Origin of the sequence: Streptomyces sp. NPDC047515, from assembly GCF_040643055.1 — a bacterium.
GTDB lineage: Bacteria > Actinomycetota > Actinomycetes > Streptomycetales > Streptomycetaceae > Streptomyces.
Map to the genome: position 1 here is coordinate 126,500 of NZ_JBEYTM010000017.1, position 18,848 is coordinate 145,347.

Below are 18,848 nucleotides of genomic sequence, written 5' to 3' on the forward strand. Positions count from 1 at the left end.
AGTCCACTTGCAGCCAACTGAGCAAGATCGAATGCAAGGTTGAGCAGCAGTCTTTCCCGAGTTGAGACCTCGCGGATACCTGGACCCCGTGCGCCCCGCTCCAGGTGTAACGATTTCCGCATTACGGTCGATTCGACTGGCGATTCACGCCCAACACCCTTGACACATCACGCCACTTGGCTCCCTACTGGACCTTGCGCATCTCCCTGACAACGTTGTCCAAGCGCACTTCCTCGGGAGGAATGGCTCCGCATGCAGCCTCGACATGGTTCTCGCAGGAGACAAAGCCGTACGGCCGCACTGGTCGCGGCTTCACTCGTTCTGGTCGTGACAGCCCCCACCGCGGCCGCCGCGCGGTCGGCCGGGACAGGCGAAAAGCGCCAAAGCGCCTCGGGTGAACGGACATTCAGCTCGTCCTTCGAAGCGGACGAAAAGCAACCGGACTGGCGCAACACCGTCGAAGCAGGCCCTGACGGAAAGAAGCGGTCATCGGGTGTCGACGGCGGATTCTCCACTGGAATACCGGGCAATGTCACCGACAAGGTCACGGACGTCCGTGCAAGTGGCGAGAACACCGGCGGCGGGGAGGTGAAGGAGAACCTGGTCGACGGGGAGTCCGGCACCAAGTGGCTGACCTTCGCACCCACCGGCTGGGTCGAGTTCGACCTCGTCGAACCGGTCAAGGTCGTGACCTACGCGCTGACCTCGGCCAACGATCACGACGAGCGCGACCCGAAGGACTGGACCCTGCAGGGCTCCACGGACGGCAAGGACTGGAAGGACCTCGACTCCCGGACCGGTCAGAGCTTCACCGAGCGGTTCCAGACGAAGTCGTACGATGTCACATCGGACGCGGCCTACCAGCACTTCCGTCTGCGGATCACGAAGAACAACGGCGCCTCCGACGCGACCCAGCTCGCCGACGTCCAGTTCTCCGACGGCGACACCTCGGCCCCGGCGCCGGAATCGATGCGCAGCCAGATCGACCGCGGCCCGTCCGGCTCCCCCACCGCCAAGTCGGGTGCGGGCTTCACCGGCCGGAAGGCCCTGCGGTACGCCGGCACGCACAAGGCGGACGGCCGGGCCTACTCGTACAACAAGATCTTCGATGTGAACACGGCTGTCACCCGTGACACCTCACTCTCCTATCTGATCTATCCCCAGATGGGCGAGACGGATCTCTCCTACCCGGCGACGCATGTCTCGGTGGACCTGGCGTTCACGGACGGCACGTACCTCAGCGACCTGCGGGCCACCGACAGCAACGGCGGCCTGCTGACCCCGCAGGGCCAGGCCGATGCCAAGCGGCTCTACGTCAATCAGTGGAACAAGGTCGACTCGGCCATCGGGACGGTCGCCGCGGGCAGGACCGTGGACCGGATTCTGGTGGCGTACGACTCCCCCAAGGGTCCGTCCAAGTTCCAGGGCTGGATCGACGACATCAAGATCGCCCCGAAGGCGCCCGAGAAGCGCCGCCCGCACCTGTCCGACTACGCGTCGACGGTCCGCGGCACCAACTCCAGCGGTTCCTTCTCGCGCGGCAACAACTTCCCCGCCACTGCGCTCCCGAACGGCTTCAACTTCTGGACCCCGGTCACCAACGCCGGATCGACCAGCTGGCTGTACGACTACGCGCGCGGCAACAACGACGACAACCTGCCCACCCTCCAGGCCTTCAGCGCCAGCCATGAGCCGAGCCCCTGGATGGGCGACCGGCAGACCTTCCAGCTGATGCCGTCGGCGGTCTCCGGCACCCCGGACGCCTCCCGCAAGGCGCGGGCCCTGCCGTTCCACCACCAGAACGAGACGGCCAGGCCGCACTACTACGGTGTGACATTCGACAACGGCCTCAAGGCGGAGATGACACCGTCCGACCACGCGGCCCGGATGCGATTCACCTACCCCGGTGACGACGCGAGCATCGTCTTCGACAACGTCTCCAACGACGGCGGGCTCACCCTCGACCCGAAGAGCAGCTCCTTCACCGGCTTCTCCGATGTGAAGAGCGGCGGCTCGACCGGCGCCACCCGCCTCTTCGTCCACGGCGTCTTCGACGCCCCGGTCACGGCGAGCGGCAAGCTGTCCGGCGGCGGGGGCGACGACGTCACGGGCTACCTCCGCTTCGACGCCGGCAAGGACCGCACGGTCGAGCTGCGCCTGGCGACCTCGCTGATCAGCGTCGACCAGGCGAAGCGGAATCTCGCGGCCGAGATCCCCGCCTCCCGCTCCTTCGGGCGGGTCGAGGACCGGGCGCAGCGGGCCTGGGACGACATCCTGGGCAAGGTGGAGGTCGAGGGCGCCACGGCCGACCAGCTGACCACCCTCTACTCCAGCCTGTACCGCCTCTACCTGTACCCGAACTCGGGCTTCGAGAAGGTCGACGGCAAGGACAAGTACGCCAGCCCCTTCTCCCCGCAGGTCGGCTCCGACACCCCGACCCACACGGGCGCGAAGATCGCCGACGGCAAGGTGTACGTCAACAACGGTTTCTGGGACACCTACCGCACGACGTGGCCCGCCTACTCCCTCCTCACGCCGGACAAGGCCGGCGAGATGGTGGACGGTTTCGTCCAGCAGTACAAGGACGGCGGCTGGATCTCCCGCTGGTCGTCTCCCGGCTACTCCGACCTGATGACCGGCACCTCCTCGGACGTCGCGTTCGCGGACGCCTACGTCAAGGGCGTGAAGTTCGACGCCGAGGCGGCGTACGAGGCGGCGCTGAAGAACGCCACCGTGGTCCCGCCGTCCTCGGGCGTCGGCCGCAAGGGCATGCAGACGTCCCCGTTCGTCGGCTACGCCGACACCTCCACGCACGAGGGCCTGTCCTGGTCACTGGAGGGCTACCTCAACGACTACGGCATCGCGCAGATGGGCCGGGCGCTCTACGAGAAGACGAAGAAGGAGCGGTACAAGGAGGAGTCCGAGTACTTCCTGAACCGCGCCCGCAACTACGTCGGTCTCTTCGACAGCAAGGTGGGCTTCTTCCAGGGCAAGGACGCCAAGGGCGACTGGCGGCTCCCCGCGGACCAGTACGACCCCCGGGTCTGGGGCTACGACTACACGGAGACGAACGGCTGGGGCTACGCCTTCACGGCCCCGCAGGACAGCCGGGGCCTGGCGAATCTCTACGGCGGGCGTGCCGGCCTGGCGAAGAAGCTCGACACCTACTTCACCACTCCGGAGACGGCGGGCCCCGAGTTCGTCGGCTCCTACGGCGGTGTCATCCACGAGATGACGGAGGCGCGTGACGTACGGATGGGGCAGTACGGCCACAGCAACCAGGTCGCACACCATGTGACCTACATGTACGACGCGGCCTCGCAGCCCTGGAAGGCCCAGGAGAAGATCCGTGAGGTACTCGGCCGCCTCTATACGGGCAGCGAGATCGGACAGGGCTACCACGGTGACGAGGACAACGGCGAGCAGTCGGCCTGGTACCTCTTCTCCTCGCTCGGCTTCTATCCGCTCGTGATGGGCAGCGGCGAGTACGCGATCGGCTCGCCGCTGTTCACGAAGGCCACGGTGCACCTGGGGAACGGCCGCGATCTGGTCGTCAGGGCGCCGAAGAACAGCGCGAAGAACATCTACGTGCAGGGCCTGAAGGTCAACGGCAAGAAGTGGACCTCGACTTCACTGCCGCACGACCTGCTGGCCAAGGGCGGTGTCCTGGACTTCGACATGGGTGCGAATCCTTCGTCGTGGGGCACGGGCAAGGACGCCGCGCCGGTCTCGATCACCACGGACGACAACGTGGCGACGCCGAAGGCAGACGTACTGAAGGGCGCGGGCGCCCTGTTCGACAACACCTCGGCCACCTCGGCGACGGTCGGCTCGGTGGACCTGCCGGTGCCCTCGGCCACGAACGCGGCCCAGTACACGCTGACTTCGAGCGCGGCGGCCAAGGCCCCGACCGGCTGGGTCCTGCAGGGCTCGTCGGACGGCACGACGTGGAAGGACCTCGACAAGCGGTCGTCCCAGTCGTTCGCCTGGGACAGGCAGACGAGGGTGTTCTCGGTGCGCGCTCCGGGCTCGTACGCGCACTACCGCCTGGTGTTCGCGGGTGAAGGGAGCCTCGCGGAGGTGGAGTTGCTCTCCTGATCCCCCGGCCCGCTCCGGGTCCCGCGGTCGGCCGGCGTCTCGCTCCGAGGCACCGGCCGTCCGTGTGCCGGGCGGCCGGTGACGTGCGGAGCGGCGCAGCCCGCCGTTCGGTCAGTCCCGCTCCGGGGTGTCCGGAACGGCCCGGGGCAACAGACTCTCGGGCAATGTCACATTCCACGCCGTGATCACCGGATTGCCGTGCTCGGTGCCGAGCCGCGAGACCGCTCCCGTGGCGAGCTGGAAGAGCGTGCCCTCGGCCGGAGTCAGGCCGAGGTAACGGGCGGTGAGTACGCGCAGGAAGTGGGAGTGGGCGACGAGCGCGATGTCCCCGTCCGTGTCGCGGTTCGCCGCCTTGGCGACTTCGGCCAGCACCCGGTCGGCTCGGGCACCGACCTCGGCGGGTGTCTCGCCGGGGTGCGCCTCGGGTCCGGGGGCGACCCCGTCCGTCCACAGATTCCAGTCGGGTCGGGTGCGGCGGATCTCGTCGGTGGTCACCCCTTCGTAGCCGCCGTAGTCCCATTCGCGCAGTTCGGGGGTGACACGGGGGGCGGCGAGCCCGGCGAGCTCCGCGGTGCGCCGGGCGCGTACCGCGGGGCTGACCAGGGTGAGCGCGATCCGCCGGTCCGCGAGCAGCGGGGCCAGCGCGCGGGCCTGTCGTTCGCCGAGGGGAGTCAGGGGCAGATCCGTGTGGCTCGTGTGCTGCCCGGACCGCGACCACTCGGTCTCGCCGTGCCGGATCAGGATCAGCTCGCCCATGGGTGTCATCCGCTCTCTGTGCTGTTCGTGTCTCTGTGCTGTTCGTGCTGCGTGACTGGCAAACCACCCGGTCCACGATCGCATCCCGCGCGCCCGGCACGGAGCGGCCGGTACGTCGTTCCCGGGTACGGCGGCCCCGTCTCCCCTTGCCGGCAGGGTCCCCGGCTTCGTCCCCGTGCGCGGCGCCGAGCCGGCCGACGGCCCGGGTCCTGGCTTTCCCGGCTGCGGGCCGGGCGACGTTCGTGCGGGCCATCACGCTGAAGGGGCGCCTCCGGGCGCCGTGCGACGCGAAGGGCCGCACCCCGGGATACCCGGAGTGCGGCCCTTCGGCTCCGCCGACTGCCTGACGCCTACTTGCGGATCAGGTTGCGGAGCACGTACTGCATGATGCCGCCGTTGCGGTAGTAGTCCGCCTCACCGGGGGTGTCGATGCGGACGACCGCGTCGAACTCCACACCGGTGTCGGTGGAGACCTTGACCGTGCGCGGCGTGGTGCCGTTGTTCAGCTCGGTCACGCCGGTGAAGGAGAAGGTCTCCTCGCCGGTCAGGCCGAGGGACTCGACGGTCGCGCCCTCCGGGAACTGGAGCGGGAGGACGCCCATGCCGATGAGGTTCGAGCGGTGGATGCGCTCGTAGGACTCGGCGATGACGGCCTTGACGCCGAGGAGCGCGGTGCCCTTGGCGGCCCAGTCGCGGGACGAGCCGGAACCGTACTCCTTGCCCGCCAGGATGACCAGCGGGGTGCCCGCGGCCTGGTAGTTCTGCGAGGCGTCGTAGATGAACGACACCGGCGCGCCGTCCTGGGTGAAGTCGCGGGTGAAGCCACCCTCGGTGCCCGGGGCGATCTGGTTGCGCAGGCGGATGTTCGCGAAGGTGCCGCGAATCATGACCTCGTGGTTGCCTCGGCGCGAGCCGTAGGAGTTGAAGTCGCGGCGCTCGACGCCGTGCTCCGTGAGGTACTGGCCGGCCGGGGTGTCGGCCTTGATCGCACCGGCCGGGGAGATGTGGTCGGTGGTGACCGAGTCGCCGAGCTTGGCGAGCACCCGGGCGCCGGTGATGTCCTCGACCGGGGTCGTCTCCATCGTCATGCCCTCGAAGTACGGGGGCTTGCGCACGTAGGTGGACTGCGGGTCCCACTCGAAGGTGTTGCCCGTCGGGATGGCCAGCGCCTGCCACTGGGCGTCGCCCGCGAAGACGTCCTGGTAGGACTTGTTGAACATGTCCTCGCCGATGGCGTTGGCGACGACGTCGTTCACCTCGGCCTCGGACGGCCAGATGTCGGTGAGGTAGACCGGCTTGCCGTCCTGGTCGATGCCCAGGGCGTCCTTGGTGATGTCCACCTTCATCGAACCGGCGATGGCGTACGCGACGACCAGCGGCGGGGACGCCAGGTAGTTCATCTTGACGTCGGGGTTGATCCGGCCCTCGAAGTTGCGGTTGCCGGAGAGCACCGAGGTCACGGCCAGGTCGTGCTCGTTGACCGCCTTGGAGACCTCCTCCGGCAGCGGGCCGGAGTTGCCGATGCAGGTGGTGCAGCCGTAGCCGACGAGGTTGAAGCCGACCTTGTCGAGGTACGGGGTCAGGCCCGCCTTGTCGAAGTAGTCGGTGACGACCTTCGAGCCCGGGGCGAGGGTGGTCTTGACCCACGGCTTGCGGGTCAGGCCCTTCTCGACCGCCTTCTTCGCCACGAGCGCCGCGGCGACCATGACGTACGGGTTCGAGGTGTTGGTGCAGGAGGTGATCGCGGCGACGGTGACGGCGCCGTGGTCGATCTCGTACGACGTGCCGTCGGGAGCCGTGACCATGGTCGGACGCGACGGGACACCGTTGGTGGAGGCCGGGGCGTCGGAGGCCGGGAAGGACTCCTTGCCCGACTCCTCGTCCTCGGACACGTAGTTGCGCACGTCCTGGGCGAACTGCTGCTTGGCGTTCGCGAGGATGATGCGGTCCTGCGGGCGCTTCGGGCCGGCGATCGACGGGACGACCGTCGACAGGTCCAGCTCCAGCTTCTCGGAGAAGTCCGGCTCGGCGGCCGGGTCCAGCCAGAGGCCCTGCTCCTTGGCGTACGCCTCGACGAGCGCGACCTGCTGCTCGTCACGGCCGGTCAGACGCAGGTACTTCAGCGTCTCGTCGTCGATCGGGAAGATCGCGGCGGTGGAGCCGAACTCCGGCGACATGTTGCCGATGGTGGCGCGGTTCGCGAGGGAGGTGGCGGCGACGCCCTCACCGTAGAACTCGACGAACTTGCCGACGACACCGTGCTTGCGGAGCATCTCGGTGATGGTCAGCACGAGGTCGGTGGCGGTGGTGCCGGCCGGGAGCTCGCCGGTCAGCTTGAAGCCGACGACCCGCGGGATGAGCATGGAGACCGGCTGGCCGAGCATCGCGGCCTCGGCCTCGATGCCGCCGACGCCCCAGCCCAGCACGCCGAGGCCGTTGACCATGGTGGTGTGCGAGTCGGTGCCGACGAGGGTGTCGGGGTACGCCTGACCACCCCGGACCATGACCGTACGGGCCAGGTGCTCGATGTTGACCTGGTGGACGATGCCGGTGCCCGGGGGGACGACCTTGAACTCGTCGAAGGCGGTCTGGCCCCAGCGCAGGAACTGGTAGCGCTCCTTGTTGCGGCCGTACTCCAGCTCGACGTTCTGCGCGAACGCGTCGTTGGTGCCGAACTTGTCGGCGATGACGGAGTGGTCGATGACCAGCTCGGCCGGGGCGAGCGGGTTGATCTTGGCCGGGTCGCCGCCCAGCTCCTTGACGGCCTCGCGCATGGTGGCGAGGTCCACGACGCACGGCACACCGGTGAAGTCCTGCATGATCACGCGGGCCGGGGTGAACTGGATCTCCTGGCTGGGCTGTGCCTGGGAGTCCCAGCCGCCGAGCGCCCGGATGTGGTCGGCGGTGATGTTCGCGCCGTCCTCGGTGCGGAGCAGGTTCTCCAGCAGCACCTTCAGGCTGTATGGGAGGCGCGCGGAGCCCTCGACCTTGTCCAGCCTGAAGATCTCGTACGACTCGTCGCCCACGCGCAGCGTGCTGCGGGCGTCGAAGCTGTTCGCCGACACGACAGTCTCCTTCATCAGTGTGCGCGTACTCCGCGCCGCGCCTCATTACGGCGGGCGCCGCGTGGTGCCGCCTACGGCTCCTCGACCATCCGCTGAGGTAAGGCTTAGTTAGGTAACCCTTACCGAGTGGCGGACCGTGGTGCGCCTTCGGCATATATCTCGATGTCGAGATAACTCTAGTACATCACTGCCGCACGGTCATGCGCGGGCGGGGCCGTTCTCTGCCGTCGGACGGGCCCGCGCGTCGGTCCGCCCGACGGGTACCGTCGGGCGAATGCTGGAAAGACTGGAGATCGAGAGCTTCCTCGTGCTCGCCGAGGAGCTGCACTTCGGCCGCACGGCCGAGCGGCTGCATGTCTCGCGGGCCCGGGTCAGTCAGACGATCCGGAGTCTCGAGCGCCGCATCGGCGCCCCCCTCTTCGAACGGACCAGCCGCACCGTGCGTCTCACCCCGCTCGGCCGTCGACTGCACGAAGAGGTGGAGCCCGGCTATCGGCGTGTCGAGCAGGGGGTGGCGCGGGCGCAGGCCGAAGCGCGGGGCGTCGCGGGGGTGCTGCCGGTCGGATATCTGGGCAGCGCGGCCGGGGAGTTCGTGATGGACGCGATACGGGCCTTCGGCCGCCTCCACCCGGACACGGAGGTACGGATCCACGAGACTCAGCTCAGCGATCTGCTCGGCCCGCTCCGTACCGGCCGGGTCGATGTCCTGGTCACCCAGTTTCCGGTCACGGAGTCCGATTTGACCCGTGGCCCGGTCGTGCTCCGGGTGAACCGGATGCTCGCCGTCCCGGCCAATCACACGCTCGCCAAGCGGCATTCGGTATCGCTGGAGGACCTTGCGCGGGACCGGGTGTTCGGGTGCTCCGGCGACGTACCGGACTACTGGCAGAAGCACTTCGCGCCGACGCACACCCCGAGCGGGCAGCCGGTGAGACGTGGCAGGTCCGCGGCGACGATGCAGGAGACCCTGGCCATGGTCGGCGCGGGACAGGGCATCTCGCCCGTCGGCGCCGATGTCGCGGCACACTACGCACCGAGAGGCGTGGTGTACCTGCCGTTCAGCGACGCGGAACCGGTGGAGTACGGGCTGGTGTGGCGTACGGCGGGCGAGACGGCCCGGGTGCGGGCCTTCGTCGCGGCGGCCACGGAACTGGCCACGGGACCGAAGCCGGAGACCGCGGTACCGCCAGCGGCGAACCTGGCGACGACGGCCGATCGGTAAACCGGGCTTACCGATCGTTGCCAGGACGGGGGCTGTTCCCGGCGCCCGGCGGCGCGAGCCTGAAAACGTGACGAACGATCTCTCAGCTGCCCCGCCCCGGGCCGAAGCCCCCGCACCCCCCGCTCCCACCCGCGCCCGCGCCCGTGCCCGTGCTCGAAGAGCGGGCACCGCGTCGCTGTCGGCCCTCGCCCTGGGAGCCTTCGCCGTCGGAACCACGGAGGTGGTCATCGCCGGACTGCTCCCCGAGGTGGCCACGGACTTCGGCGTCTCGCTGCCCACGGCGGGCCTACTCGTCCCCGGCTACGCCCTGGGCATGGTGGTGGGCGCCCCGCTCCTCACCGTTCTGGGCGCGAAGGCCCCCCGCAAGCGGCTGCTTCTCTGGCTGGTCGGTCTCTTCGTGGCGGCCGGCCTGCTCAGCGCGCTCGCCCCCGGTTACGAAGTGCTGCTCGCCGGACGGGTGTTGTCCGCCCTCGCGGGCGGTGCCTACGTGGGCACCGCCGCGGTCGTCGCGGCGGGCCTCGTCGCGCCGGAGCGCAAGGCGAGCGCGATCGCCACGGTCTTCATGGGGCTGAGCCTCGCCAATGTGCTCGGCGTGCCCGGCGGGACCGCACTGGGCCAGGCGCTCGGCTGGCGGGCCGCGTTCTGGGCGGTGACGGCGATCGGCGCGGTGCTGCTGGCCGCGATCGCGGCCCTCGTCCCGCCGATACCCCGGGACCGGGGAACCGACTTCCGCCGGGAGCTGGCGGTCTTCCGGCGTGGCAGGGTCTGGCTCGCCCTGGCGGCGACCGCCTTCGGCTGGGCGCCGTTCCTCACCGTCCTGACGTACATCACGCCCCTGCTCACCAGGGTCACCGGCTTCGACGGCCGTACGGTTCCCCTCATGCTGGTCCTGATCGGCATGGGGATGGTCGTGGGCACCTCGCTGGCCGGGCGGCTCGCGGACCGGGCGCTGCTGCCCACGCTGTACGGGGCGCTCGCCGGAGTCGCGGCCGTCTCCGCACTCCTGCTCGCCGCCGTGCACAGCAAGCCCGCCGCGGTCGTCGGCTTCCTGCTCTTCGGCCTGGTGGGGGCCGCGGTGATCCCGCCCTTGCAGACGTGGGTCCTGAAGGCGGCCCGGGGCGCCGACAACCTCGCATCGGCGGCCAATATTTCCGCGTTCAACATCGGCAACGCGGGCGGACCGCTGCTGGCGGGGGCGGCACTCTCCGCGGGCGGGGACTACACGTCGTCACTGTGGATCGCGGCGGTCCTGGGCGCGATCGGCCTGGTCCTGGCGCTCGCCGCCACGGCCCTGCCCCGCCCCGCCATTCGGTAGTCTCGCCGCCGCACTCCTCCCCCTCCGGTCTTCCGATGGACGCGCCGGCGCTGCCGGGACGGGTGCCCGGACGAAGGAGGAACATGAACGACGTCATCGAGTTCAAGGACATCTCTCCGACCACCCTCGCCGATCTCCTCGGGCGAGAACAGGTCATGGACCTCGGTATCCGCCCCCTGTGGCCCTCGATGCCACGCGTCGCCGGTCCGGCGTTCACCGTGCGGTGCCCCCCGGGCGACAACCTGATGCTTCACGCGGCCATCCACCGCGCGGCGCCCGGCTCGGTCGTCGTCGTCGAAGCGGGGGACGTGGACTACGCACTCGCCGGAGGAAACGTCTGCGCCGTCGCACAGCGGCGGGGGATCGCGGCGTTCGTGACCGACGGGGTGATCCGTGACCTCGCCGAAGTGCGCGACATGGGCTTTCCCGTCTTCGCCAGGGGGGTCGTCCCCATCCCCGGAGCCAAGAAGGCAGTCGGACCGCTCAACGGTCCGGTGCGGTGCGGCGGTGTGGCCATCGACGCCGGCGACATCGTGGTGGCCGACGAGGAGGGCGTCGTGGTCACTCCCCGTGCCCGCCGGGCGCAGGTACTCCTCGATGCCCGGCAGAAGTTGGCGAAGGAAGCGGGCGAATCCCTCGACGACTGGGAGAAGGCGCATCGCGCCCGTATCGACAGGATCCTGACCGAAGGCGGCTTCGAGGGCTGACTCCCCACTCCGCATCCCCCATCCCCCATTCCCCGGACGGACGTACACCGCTCGCCGTCACGCCGGTCCGGGTGAACCATGGAACGCACGGTGCGCCGGTCGCCGCACTCTTCACACGCGACCGGCCGCACAACTTCCGTGCCTCCACGCCCTGCCGTCACCCGAATGCCACACCCCACCGCAGGTCTCATCTCATATCTGAGATAACCTTTCGCCATGTCAGACGATTACCTCGTACGCATCGGCAAGCTCATACGTGACGCCCGTCAGCACCGGGGATGGACACAGAGTCAGCTCGCCGAGGCGCTCGCCACCAGCCAGAGCGCCGTGAACCGCATCGAGCGTGGCAACCAGAACATCAGCCTTGAGATGATCGCGCGCATCGGTGAGGCACTCGACAGCGAGATCGTGTCGCTCGGCTACGCCGGGCCCATGCACCTGCGAGTGGTCGGCGGTCGTCGGCTCTCGGGCTCCATCGACGTCAAGACGAGCAAGAACGCGTGCGTGGCCCTGCTCTGCGCCACACTGCTCAACAAGGGCCGCACGGTGTTGCGTCGGGTGGCCCGTATCGAGGAGGTCTACCGCCTCCTGGAGGTGCTGAACTCCATCGGCGTGCGGACCCGGTGGATCAACGACGGGACCGATCTGGAGATCGTCCCGCCCGCCCGGCTCGACATGTCCGCCATCGACGCGGACGCCGCCCGCCGGACCCGTTCCATCATCATGTTCCTCGGCCCGCTGCTGCACCGGATGGACTCGTTCAAGCTCCCGTACGCGGGCGGCTGCGACCTCGGTACGCGGACCATCGAGCCGCACATGATCGCACTGCGCCGGTTCGGCCTGGAGATCGCCGCGACCGAGGGGCTCTACCACGCCCAGATAGACCACTCGGTCACGCCCGACCGTCCCATCGTGCTGACCGAGCGCGGGGACACCGTGACCGAGAACGCGCTGCTGGCCGCCGCCCGGCACGACGGCACGACCGTCATCCGCAACGCATCCTCCAACTACATGGTCCAGGACCTGTGCTTCTTCCTGGAGGCGCTGGGCATACGCGTCGACGGCGTCGGCACCACCACCCTGACCGTGCACGGCTCCCCGCACATAGACGTGGACGTCGACTACTCCCCCTCCGAGGACCCGGTCGAGGCGATGAGCCTGCTGGCCGCCGCCGTGGTGACGGAGTCCGAGCTGACGATCCGCCGGGTACCGATCGAGTTCCTGGAGATCGAGCTCGCGGTGCTGGAGGAAATGGGCGTCGACTGTGACCGCACCACGGAGTACACCGCCGACAACGGCCGCACCCGGCTGGTCGACCTCACGGTCCGGCCCTCCAAGCTGGAGGCGCCGATCGACAAGATCCATCCCATGCCGTTCCCCGGGCTCAACATCGACAACGTGCCCTTCTTCGCGGCCATCGCCGCCTCGGCCCAGGGCCAGACCCTCATCCATGACTGGGTCTACGACAACCGGGCCATCTACCTCACCGACCTGAACCGCCTGGGCGGCAGGCTGCAACTCCTGGACCCGCACCGGGTGTTGGTCGAGGGCCCGACCCGGTGGCGCGCCGCCGAGATGATGTGCCCGCCCGCGCTGCGGCCCGCCGTGGTGGTGCTGCTCGCCATGATGGCGGCGGAGGGAACGTCCGTACTGCGCAATGTGTATGTGATCAACCGCGGTTACGAAGAGCTGGCGGAGCGGCTCAACTCCGTGGGGGCGCAGATCGAGATCTTCCGGGACATCTGACCGTCGCGATGTCGTGCCCCTCGGGGGCAAGGGGCACGACACCTCAATATGCCAGCTGACCTGCAGATACCTACCTTCACAGCCCTCCACTGGTCACTGTTGTTTTTCAGCACCTTGTGCAACGCACGTGCAATATGATCTTGAGTGGTTGACGGTACGTCAGAGATGTCTGAGTATCCGTCAGCCTTCACGGAGGGTTGTCGCCGAAGTGGCCTCGCACCGTCCGATGTCGGTCGTGTCACGCCGACCGCACGGGCGGACGTGGCCTGTTGCTCGTCGCCGCTCTCTCCGACCGGTGGGAATGCGTCCCCACCCACCCGGCGGCAAGTCCGTCCGGGCCGAGTTGTCGGCGCGCCTTGAACAGTGTGTGGCCACGCCTGGTGGGGTTTGCTGCTCGGACGACAAGACCGGCAACGCGTATCTACGAAGCCCTCCGAGCCCACGACCACTGACGGCCTTCCTCCTGCCCAACGCTGCAGCAGGACCGGCAGGTTCGGTGCGCCGTCAGGTGACCTGAACCGGTGGGTTCGATACTTCGGGCAGCTACGATCTTCCTCAGCGCAGTCGACGGGTCTCAGGAACCCATCCCTTGCGATGGGCCCTCCGGTCCTGACGTCTGGGTGCTGATCACACCGGATGCTAGGGGTCGAGCCCTGTGCTTGTCACAGGGTGGCGGAGGGATACAGCGGCCGCCCGTGCAGGGGCGGTGGAACAGCTCAAGGTGAGGCTCGTCGGCTGCGTCTCACCGACGGGGGACGGGGCGGTTCGATGACGACGGCAGACGACTTCGCGGATCTCAGCCCCGCGGAGTTCCTCCAGGCGGTGGTCAGCGGCTCGATCTACCCGTACACCGAGCACCGGATACCCAAACCTCGTGGCGGACTTCGGACCTTGCACGCCCCCATCCCCCGGTTGTCGTGGATGCAGCAGGAGATCCTGGCCCGTCTGGGCACTCTTCCAGCCAGGTTCCAGCCACACCCGGCAGCGTTCGCGTATCGACGGGGCCGCTCGGTCGTGGACTGCGCGGCAGTCCATCTGCGGGCCCACACCGTGATCCGCCTGGACATCGCCGACTTCTTCGGGAGCATCCGGGAGCGGCATGTCCACGCGGCCCTGAAGGACGCGTGGCCCCGCACGGCGGGACCTGAGTACCGGATCGAACTCGTGGAGGACGACGACGGCTGCCCGGAGATCGGCCTGCGCCGTGTCGGCCGCACCCTCGGTGCGTACACCACGGCCCGGCTGGTCACCGTGTCACCGCCTGCGTCGAACCAGACCTGGACGAACCGTGGCACCGGACACCGCGACGTGTACCTGGAGACCACCGGGCAGCACTTCTCCGTCCGCCGGCCCGCCCTGGTCCACAAGCACACCCGCGAGGGCTTCCTGCCGCAGGGCGCTCCCACCAGTGGGTATCTGTCGAACATCGTCATGCGCGACGTCGACGAGGTCGTCTCGCACCGGGCCGAGTCCTTGGGGTTGCGCTACACCCGCTACAGCGACGACATGTACTTCTCCAGCCGTGGTCCCGTGCCCCACGACCGCGTGGACCGTCTCGTCGCCGAGGTGAAGAGGGCCCTGGAACCGCTGGGCATGAGACTCAACGCGAAGAAGACCTATGTGGCTCGCCCCGGTGCTCGCCGGAGCGTACTGGGCATCGTCGTCGACGGCCCCACTCCTCGCCTGACGCGCGCGTACAAGCGCCGCATCACCATGCATGTGCGAGGAGCCGCGTCGTTCGGTGTCGTGCAGCATTGCCATCATCAGAAGTTCGGAGATCTGGCCGAGCTGGACGCTCATGTCACCGGGCTGCTGTCCTTCGCGCACATGGTCGAACCCGGCTGGGCCGGAGAACAGCTCGCGACCTGGAAGCGGCTGCGTGAAATTCCGCTGGAGCACGAAGAACCGGTGATCGCGCAGTACGGGCTGGATCTTCCTTGGGACGAGGAGGTCGAGGTCTCTCAGGCGGACCTAGCCAAGGCGTCGATCGACGATCTCGTCCGAGGTGCCCAGCGCTATCGCTCGTCCGCCGACTACGTGCAGATGCTCGAGTTCGTCGGACGCTTCAAACGGTACGCCCCGTTCAATGCGATGGTGGTCCACATCCAGAGGCCGGGCGCGCGTTACGTCCTGTCCTCCTCGGAGTGGAAGTCGAAGTACCGGCGGGTACTCAGACCCGGCGCCCAACCGCTGTTGATCTTCCAGCCCCGGGGGCCCTACATGCTCGTGTACGACGTCGGGGACACAGAAGCCCTGCCGGGAGCCCGGGCGCTGCCCAAGGAGGTCACCTCCCCTGTGTCGGTGTCATCGCGGGCCGGTGAGAAGGAAGTCGCTGAGGTCTGGCACCACACGGAGTCGAACCTGGCGCCCCTGGGAATCCGGCTGACCTTGGTCGACCACGCGGCCTCCTCGCTCGCAAGGCATTGATCGACCGCTCCCATCTCGGGCGCTTCGAGCGCGCTGAGCGTCCCGTCCCGCGGCACGCGGCCATCGTCCTCGACGAGGTCCTCGATGCCGCTGGTGCATTGGTTCGTTGCTGGGACGGGGCGGAGCGCGAGGCTCCCCAGGACGGCACTGTCCTTGTGTCCAGAGCCGAGACAGTGACTCATGGGGCCAATACACGGGGCCATGGGGCCAGCAACCTGGGGACCCTGGCCGTGAGCACGCTCGGGCAGGCAGGCTCTCTTGGAGACGACACGGACACGGTCGTCGTCCCCGTCCGAATCCACGGAAGGATCCTCTTCGTGCCCGTGCCCCGCCGTGTTGTTCTCGCCTCCGGGCTCGCTGGCCTGGCTGCGACAGCCATCCCGGCCGCAACGGCGGCGGCTGGCACCGAACTCGCGGACATGGGGTCTCCCTTCGAGCACTTCGCGCAGCTCCGCCGGGTGATGATCCAGACCGACAACCTCATCGGTCCCCGGCACGTGCTGCCCGCGCTGCAACAACACCTCATCTCCCTTGCCACAAGACGCCGAGCCGCCCGTGGCACCGACGCCGTCGAGCTCCTCGCCTTGGAGACGCGATACGAAGAACTGGCAGGCTGGTTCGCCCAGGACATCGGCGACGAACGCACCGCCCACGGTCATACCGCGAAAGCACTCGACGCTTCCCACATCACCGGCGACACTGATCTCACCGCGTACATCCTCGGCCGTAAGGCCCAGCTTGCGGTCGACACCGGACATCCTGCCGACGCCCTCGGTCTCGCCGCCGCCGCCCGACGCACCGCCCGGCCCGGGAGCCGTCTCGAAGTCATCGCCGTTCTGCACGAGGCCCATGCACATGCCGTACTCGGTGAAGGCGGTGAAGCCCATAGGGCTTACGACACCGCACTCACCCTTCTCGGACGCGCGGGCGCCGATGGCGTCTGGGGTTCCTGGCTCGATACGGCGTACATCAGCACCTCCCGAGCCCGCTCCCTCGCCGCACTCGGCGACTATGAGCAGGCCGCAGCAGGCTTTGACAGCGCCATCGCAGCGCTTCCGCCCACATACCGCCGGGACCGCGGTGTCTACCTCGCTCGTGCTGCCCGTGCCCATGCGGGCACAGGCAACATGACCCTGGCTGCCCGAATCGGTGGGCAGGCCGTAGGGATCGCCGCCGAGACCGGTTCCGCACGGATCTTCGGTCAGCTCGACCGGCTCGACCAGGCACTGGCCCCCGCAGCCGGCGAGGACAGCGTCGCCGAGTTCCGAGCCTCGCTCGACCGCATCGTCCTGCATCCCGCCTGACCCACCTGTGCACACCTTCTGGAGATAGCGTGTCTCGCCCGTACGTCCTGCTGTCCGCAGCTGTATCGATCGACGGCCACCTCGACACCCGCCCGGGCGAGGACCGACTCCTGCTGTCCAACAAGGAGGACTTCGAGCGCGTCGACTCCGTACGAGCCGGCGTCGACGCCATCCTCGTCGGCGCCGGAACACTCCGCGCCGACAACCCCCGCCTCCTCGTCAACTCGGAAGAACGCAGGGCGTCCCGGGTCGCCGCCGGTCAGCCGGAGTACCCGCTGAAGGTCACCATCACCGGTACGGGCGATCTCGACCCCGGCTGGCGGTTCTGGCACCACGGCGGGGACAAGCTCGTCCTGGCCGTCGGCGACGCGGCCACCGCGAAGGCTCGGGCCAACCTCGGTGACCTGGCCACCGTTCAGGGCGTCCCTGCCGAGGCCGTGTGGCCGGCCGCGCTCGACATCCTCGGCGACGCATACGCCGTCAAGCGACTCATGGTCGAAGGCGGCGGCACCATCCACACACAACTCCTTGAAGCAGCGCTCGCCGACGAACTCCAGCTCGTCATCGCCCCGCTCCTGGTCGGCCAGCCGGATGCGGTACGGATGCTCGGCCCAGCGGGCTATCCCGGCGGCCCCGCCGCCCGCCTCCGACTTCTGGAGGCCCGCCAGATCGGCGACGTGGTACTCCTGAGGTACGCCCCCAAGGACACCTCGACGGAGCCTCGATGAGTACTACCCCTTCAGCCGGTGCCCCAGGCGCCGGCCGCAAGCCCAACACCGCAGACCGGAACTGGCTCGCCCTCGCCTGCGAGCTAGCCGCCCTCTGCCCGCCTTCGACGACCGCTTTCAGCGTGGGGGCGGTCATCGTCGCGGCCGACGGGACCGAGCTCGCCCGCGGCTACTCCCGCGAGAGCGATCCCCACGACCACGCCGAGGAAGGTGCCCTCGCCAAGCTCTCCGCCGAGGATGCCCGGCTCGCCACCGCCACGATCTACAGCTCCCTGGAACCCTGTGCCAAGCGAGCCTCCCGCCCTCGCTCCTGCGCCCAGCTCATCCGGGACACCGGCCTCCGCCGCGTCGTCACCGCCTGGAGCGAGCCTGACACCTTCGTCGCCGGCGCCGAAGGCACCGAGATCCTCGAAGACGTCGGCGTAACGGTCGTTGAACTGCCTGAGTACGCGAACGCCGCACAGGCCCCCAACCTGCACCTGCTCTGACAACCAAGGTGGGACGCCCCCACCGTCCTTGGGGGAACCTCACCGTGCGAGAGAAGGGCTTCGAGCAGCATTTCTGCGGGTGCCTCGACATGAAGCACGGCGTGCTGCTCGGGGCCGCAGCGCCCCGCGGTGTCGCACCGTCCGGCAGGCACTCGAAGACGTCCGCCAAGCAGTCCATGCCGTTGCCCACCGGAGTGAACAACACATCCGGCAGCAGGGGTGGAGCAACAGGACTATGCCCCATCGACCCGGACCAACACAGAGGCGCCAGCAACGTCTGTCCCCCAGGGACTTTTCAGGGGCTTTCAGCGCTGCTGTCCGTTCCCAAGAGATCTGAGTCGATGAGGTGCCCCTGATCTGCGCCTTGTCATTTCGGCCGGGACGCTTCGGAGCGTGGAGGGCCCAGTGGATCTGAACAGCGGTGAGCCGGTTCGGACGTGAGGTGCGGCCGTCCCAGTAGTTCTGTCCGACCGAAGGGCTCTGGCCTGGGGCTTCTCAGTTCCACTGGGAATCATCTCGTAGGGCGTTGTGGTCCTCCGGCGTCATCACCAGCATCAGTGATCTACCCAATGAGTCGGTCCAGCGGAAGAGGGCGTCGTTGGAGAAGGTGTGGGAGTGACGCTTCTCGCGGAGAGAGGGGATGTTGAGCCGATGCTCGGCTTCTGCATAGACAGTGTTGATCGTGCGCCGGTGCTGGCTGAGGTTCACCCATCGGCGAGGCGCCCGTCGTGCTCGCCAAGCGGGGTCGGCCACCATGCCGAGCAGGGTGACGAACTCCGGGTTGGTGGCGATGTACTCCCGCTCGTCGACGCGTCGCCTGATGATGTTTTCGTAGACGGCCTCCTTGGGAGGGAGGGGTCTGTACGGTCAACGGCTCTGTCCCGTAATCGGTGGTAACGATTCCTAATGCTGTTTGTCAAGCGGCTAGGGTGACGGGTGGCGTGAGCTCATAGCAGCGTCCGTCGCGCAGGAGGGCCCAGAGGACGTTGACG

The 18,848-nt window shown here is 68.5% G+C and carries 10 protein-coding genes and 1 pseudogene; 8 read left to right on the forward strand and 3 right to left on the reverse strand.

Features of this window, described 5'->3' with window-relative positions; all coding sequences use genetic code 11:
• Nucleotides 1-252 precede the first annotated feature (252 nt).
• Nucleotides 253-4,098, forward strand: coding sequence for a GH92 family glycosyl hydrolase (locus ABZ826_RS17125; RefSeq protein WP_361448061.1), 3,846 nt, complete (start codon nucleotides 253-255; stop codon nucleotides 4,096-4,098).
• 111 nt (nucleotides 4,099-4,209) lie between these two features.
• Here the strand turns inward: ABZ826_RS17125 and ABZ826_RS17130 are convergent, their stop codons facing one another.
• Together ABZ826_RS17130 and acnA are read right to left on the reverse strand one after the other, a co-directional pair.
• Complete coding sequence (locus ABZ826_RS17130; RefSeq protein WP_361448063.1) at nucleotides 4,210-4,854, reverse strand: histidine phosphatase family protein; 645 nt, start codon at nucleotides 4,852-4,854, stop codon at nucleotides 4,210-4,212.
• A gap of 350 nt (nucleotides 4,855-5,204) precedes the next feature.
• Complete coding sequence (gene acnA, locus ABZ826_RS17135; RefSeq protein ID WP_361448066.1) at nucleotides 5,205-7,919, reverse strand: aconitate hydratase AcnA; 2,715 nt, start codon at nucleotides 7,917-7,919, stop codon at nucleotides 5,205-5,207.
• Between the two features lie 274 nt (nucleotides 7,920-8,193).
• Between acnA and ABZ826_RS17140 the strand changes: the two genes are divergently transcribed.
• The 7 genes and pseudogenes from ABZ826_RS17140 (at nucleotide 8,194) to ABZ826_RS17170 (ending at nucleotide 17,856) form a co-directional block, all read left to right on the forward strand.
• The gene (locus ABZ826_RS17140) at nucleotides 8,194-9,141 is read left to right on the forward strand and encodes a LysR family transcriptional regulator (protein WP_361448069.1); all 948 of its coding nucleotides are present in this window, start codon (nucleotides 8,194-8,196) and stop codon (nucleotides 9,139-9,141) included.
• A 67-nt stretch (nucleotides 9,142-9,208) separates the two neighbouring features.
• Nucleotides 9,209-10,456: an MFS transporter gene (locus ABZ826_RS17145; protein WP_361448072.1), complete on the forward strand. Its 1,248-nt coding sequence runs from the start codon at nucleotides 9,209-9,211 to the stop codon at nucleotides 10,454-10,456.
• 83 nt (nucleotides 10,457-10,539) lie between these two features.
• Nucleotides 10,540-11,163, forward strand: coding sequence for an RraA family protein (locus ABZ826_RS17150; RefSeq protein WP_361448075.1), 624 nt, complete (start codon nucleotides 10,540-10,542; stop codon nucleotides 11,161-11,163).
• Nucleotides 11,164-11,379: 216 nt separating this feature from the next.
• Entirely contained in the window at nucleotides 11,380-12,909 is a 1,530-nt protein-coding gene (locus ABZ826_RS17155) for a UDP-N-acetylglucosamine 1-carboxyvinyltransferase (RefSeq protein WP_361448078.1), read from the forward strand.
• Between the two features lie 768 nt (nucleotides 12,910-13,677).
• A complete protein-coding gene (locus ABZ826_RS17160) occupies nucleotides 13,678-15,336 on the forward strand; it encodes a reverse transcriptase family protein (protein WP_361448081.1) in 1,659 nt (552 codons plus the stop codon).
• A gap of 317 nt (nucleotides 15,337-15,653) precedes the next feature.
• The gene (locus ABZ826_RS17165; protein WP_361448084.1) at nucleotides 15,654-16,640 is read left to right on the forward strand and encodes a DNA-binding protein; all 987 of its coding nucleotides are present in this window, start codon (nucleotides 15,654-15,656) and stop codon (nucleotides 16,638-16,640) included.
• Nucleotides 16,641-16,669: 29 nt separating this feature from the next.
• Nucleotides 16,670-17,856, forward strand: a pseudogene (locus ABZ826_RS17170) (dihydrofolate reductase family protein).
• A 495-nt stretch (nucleotides 17,857-18,351) separates the two neighbouring features.
• On the opposite strand, the gene ABZ826_RS17175 reads toward ABZ826_RS17170, so the two are convergent.
• On the reverse strand, nucleotides 18,352-18,612 hold the full coding sequence (locus ABZ826_RS17175; protein WP_361448087.1) for a hypothetical protein: 261 nt from the start codon (nucleotides 18,610-18,612) through the stop codon (nucleotides 18,352-18,354).
• Nucleotides 18,613-18,848: the final 236 nt, after the last annotated feature.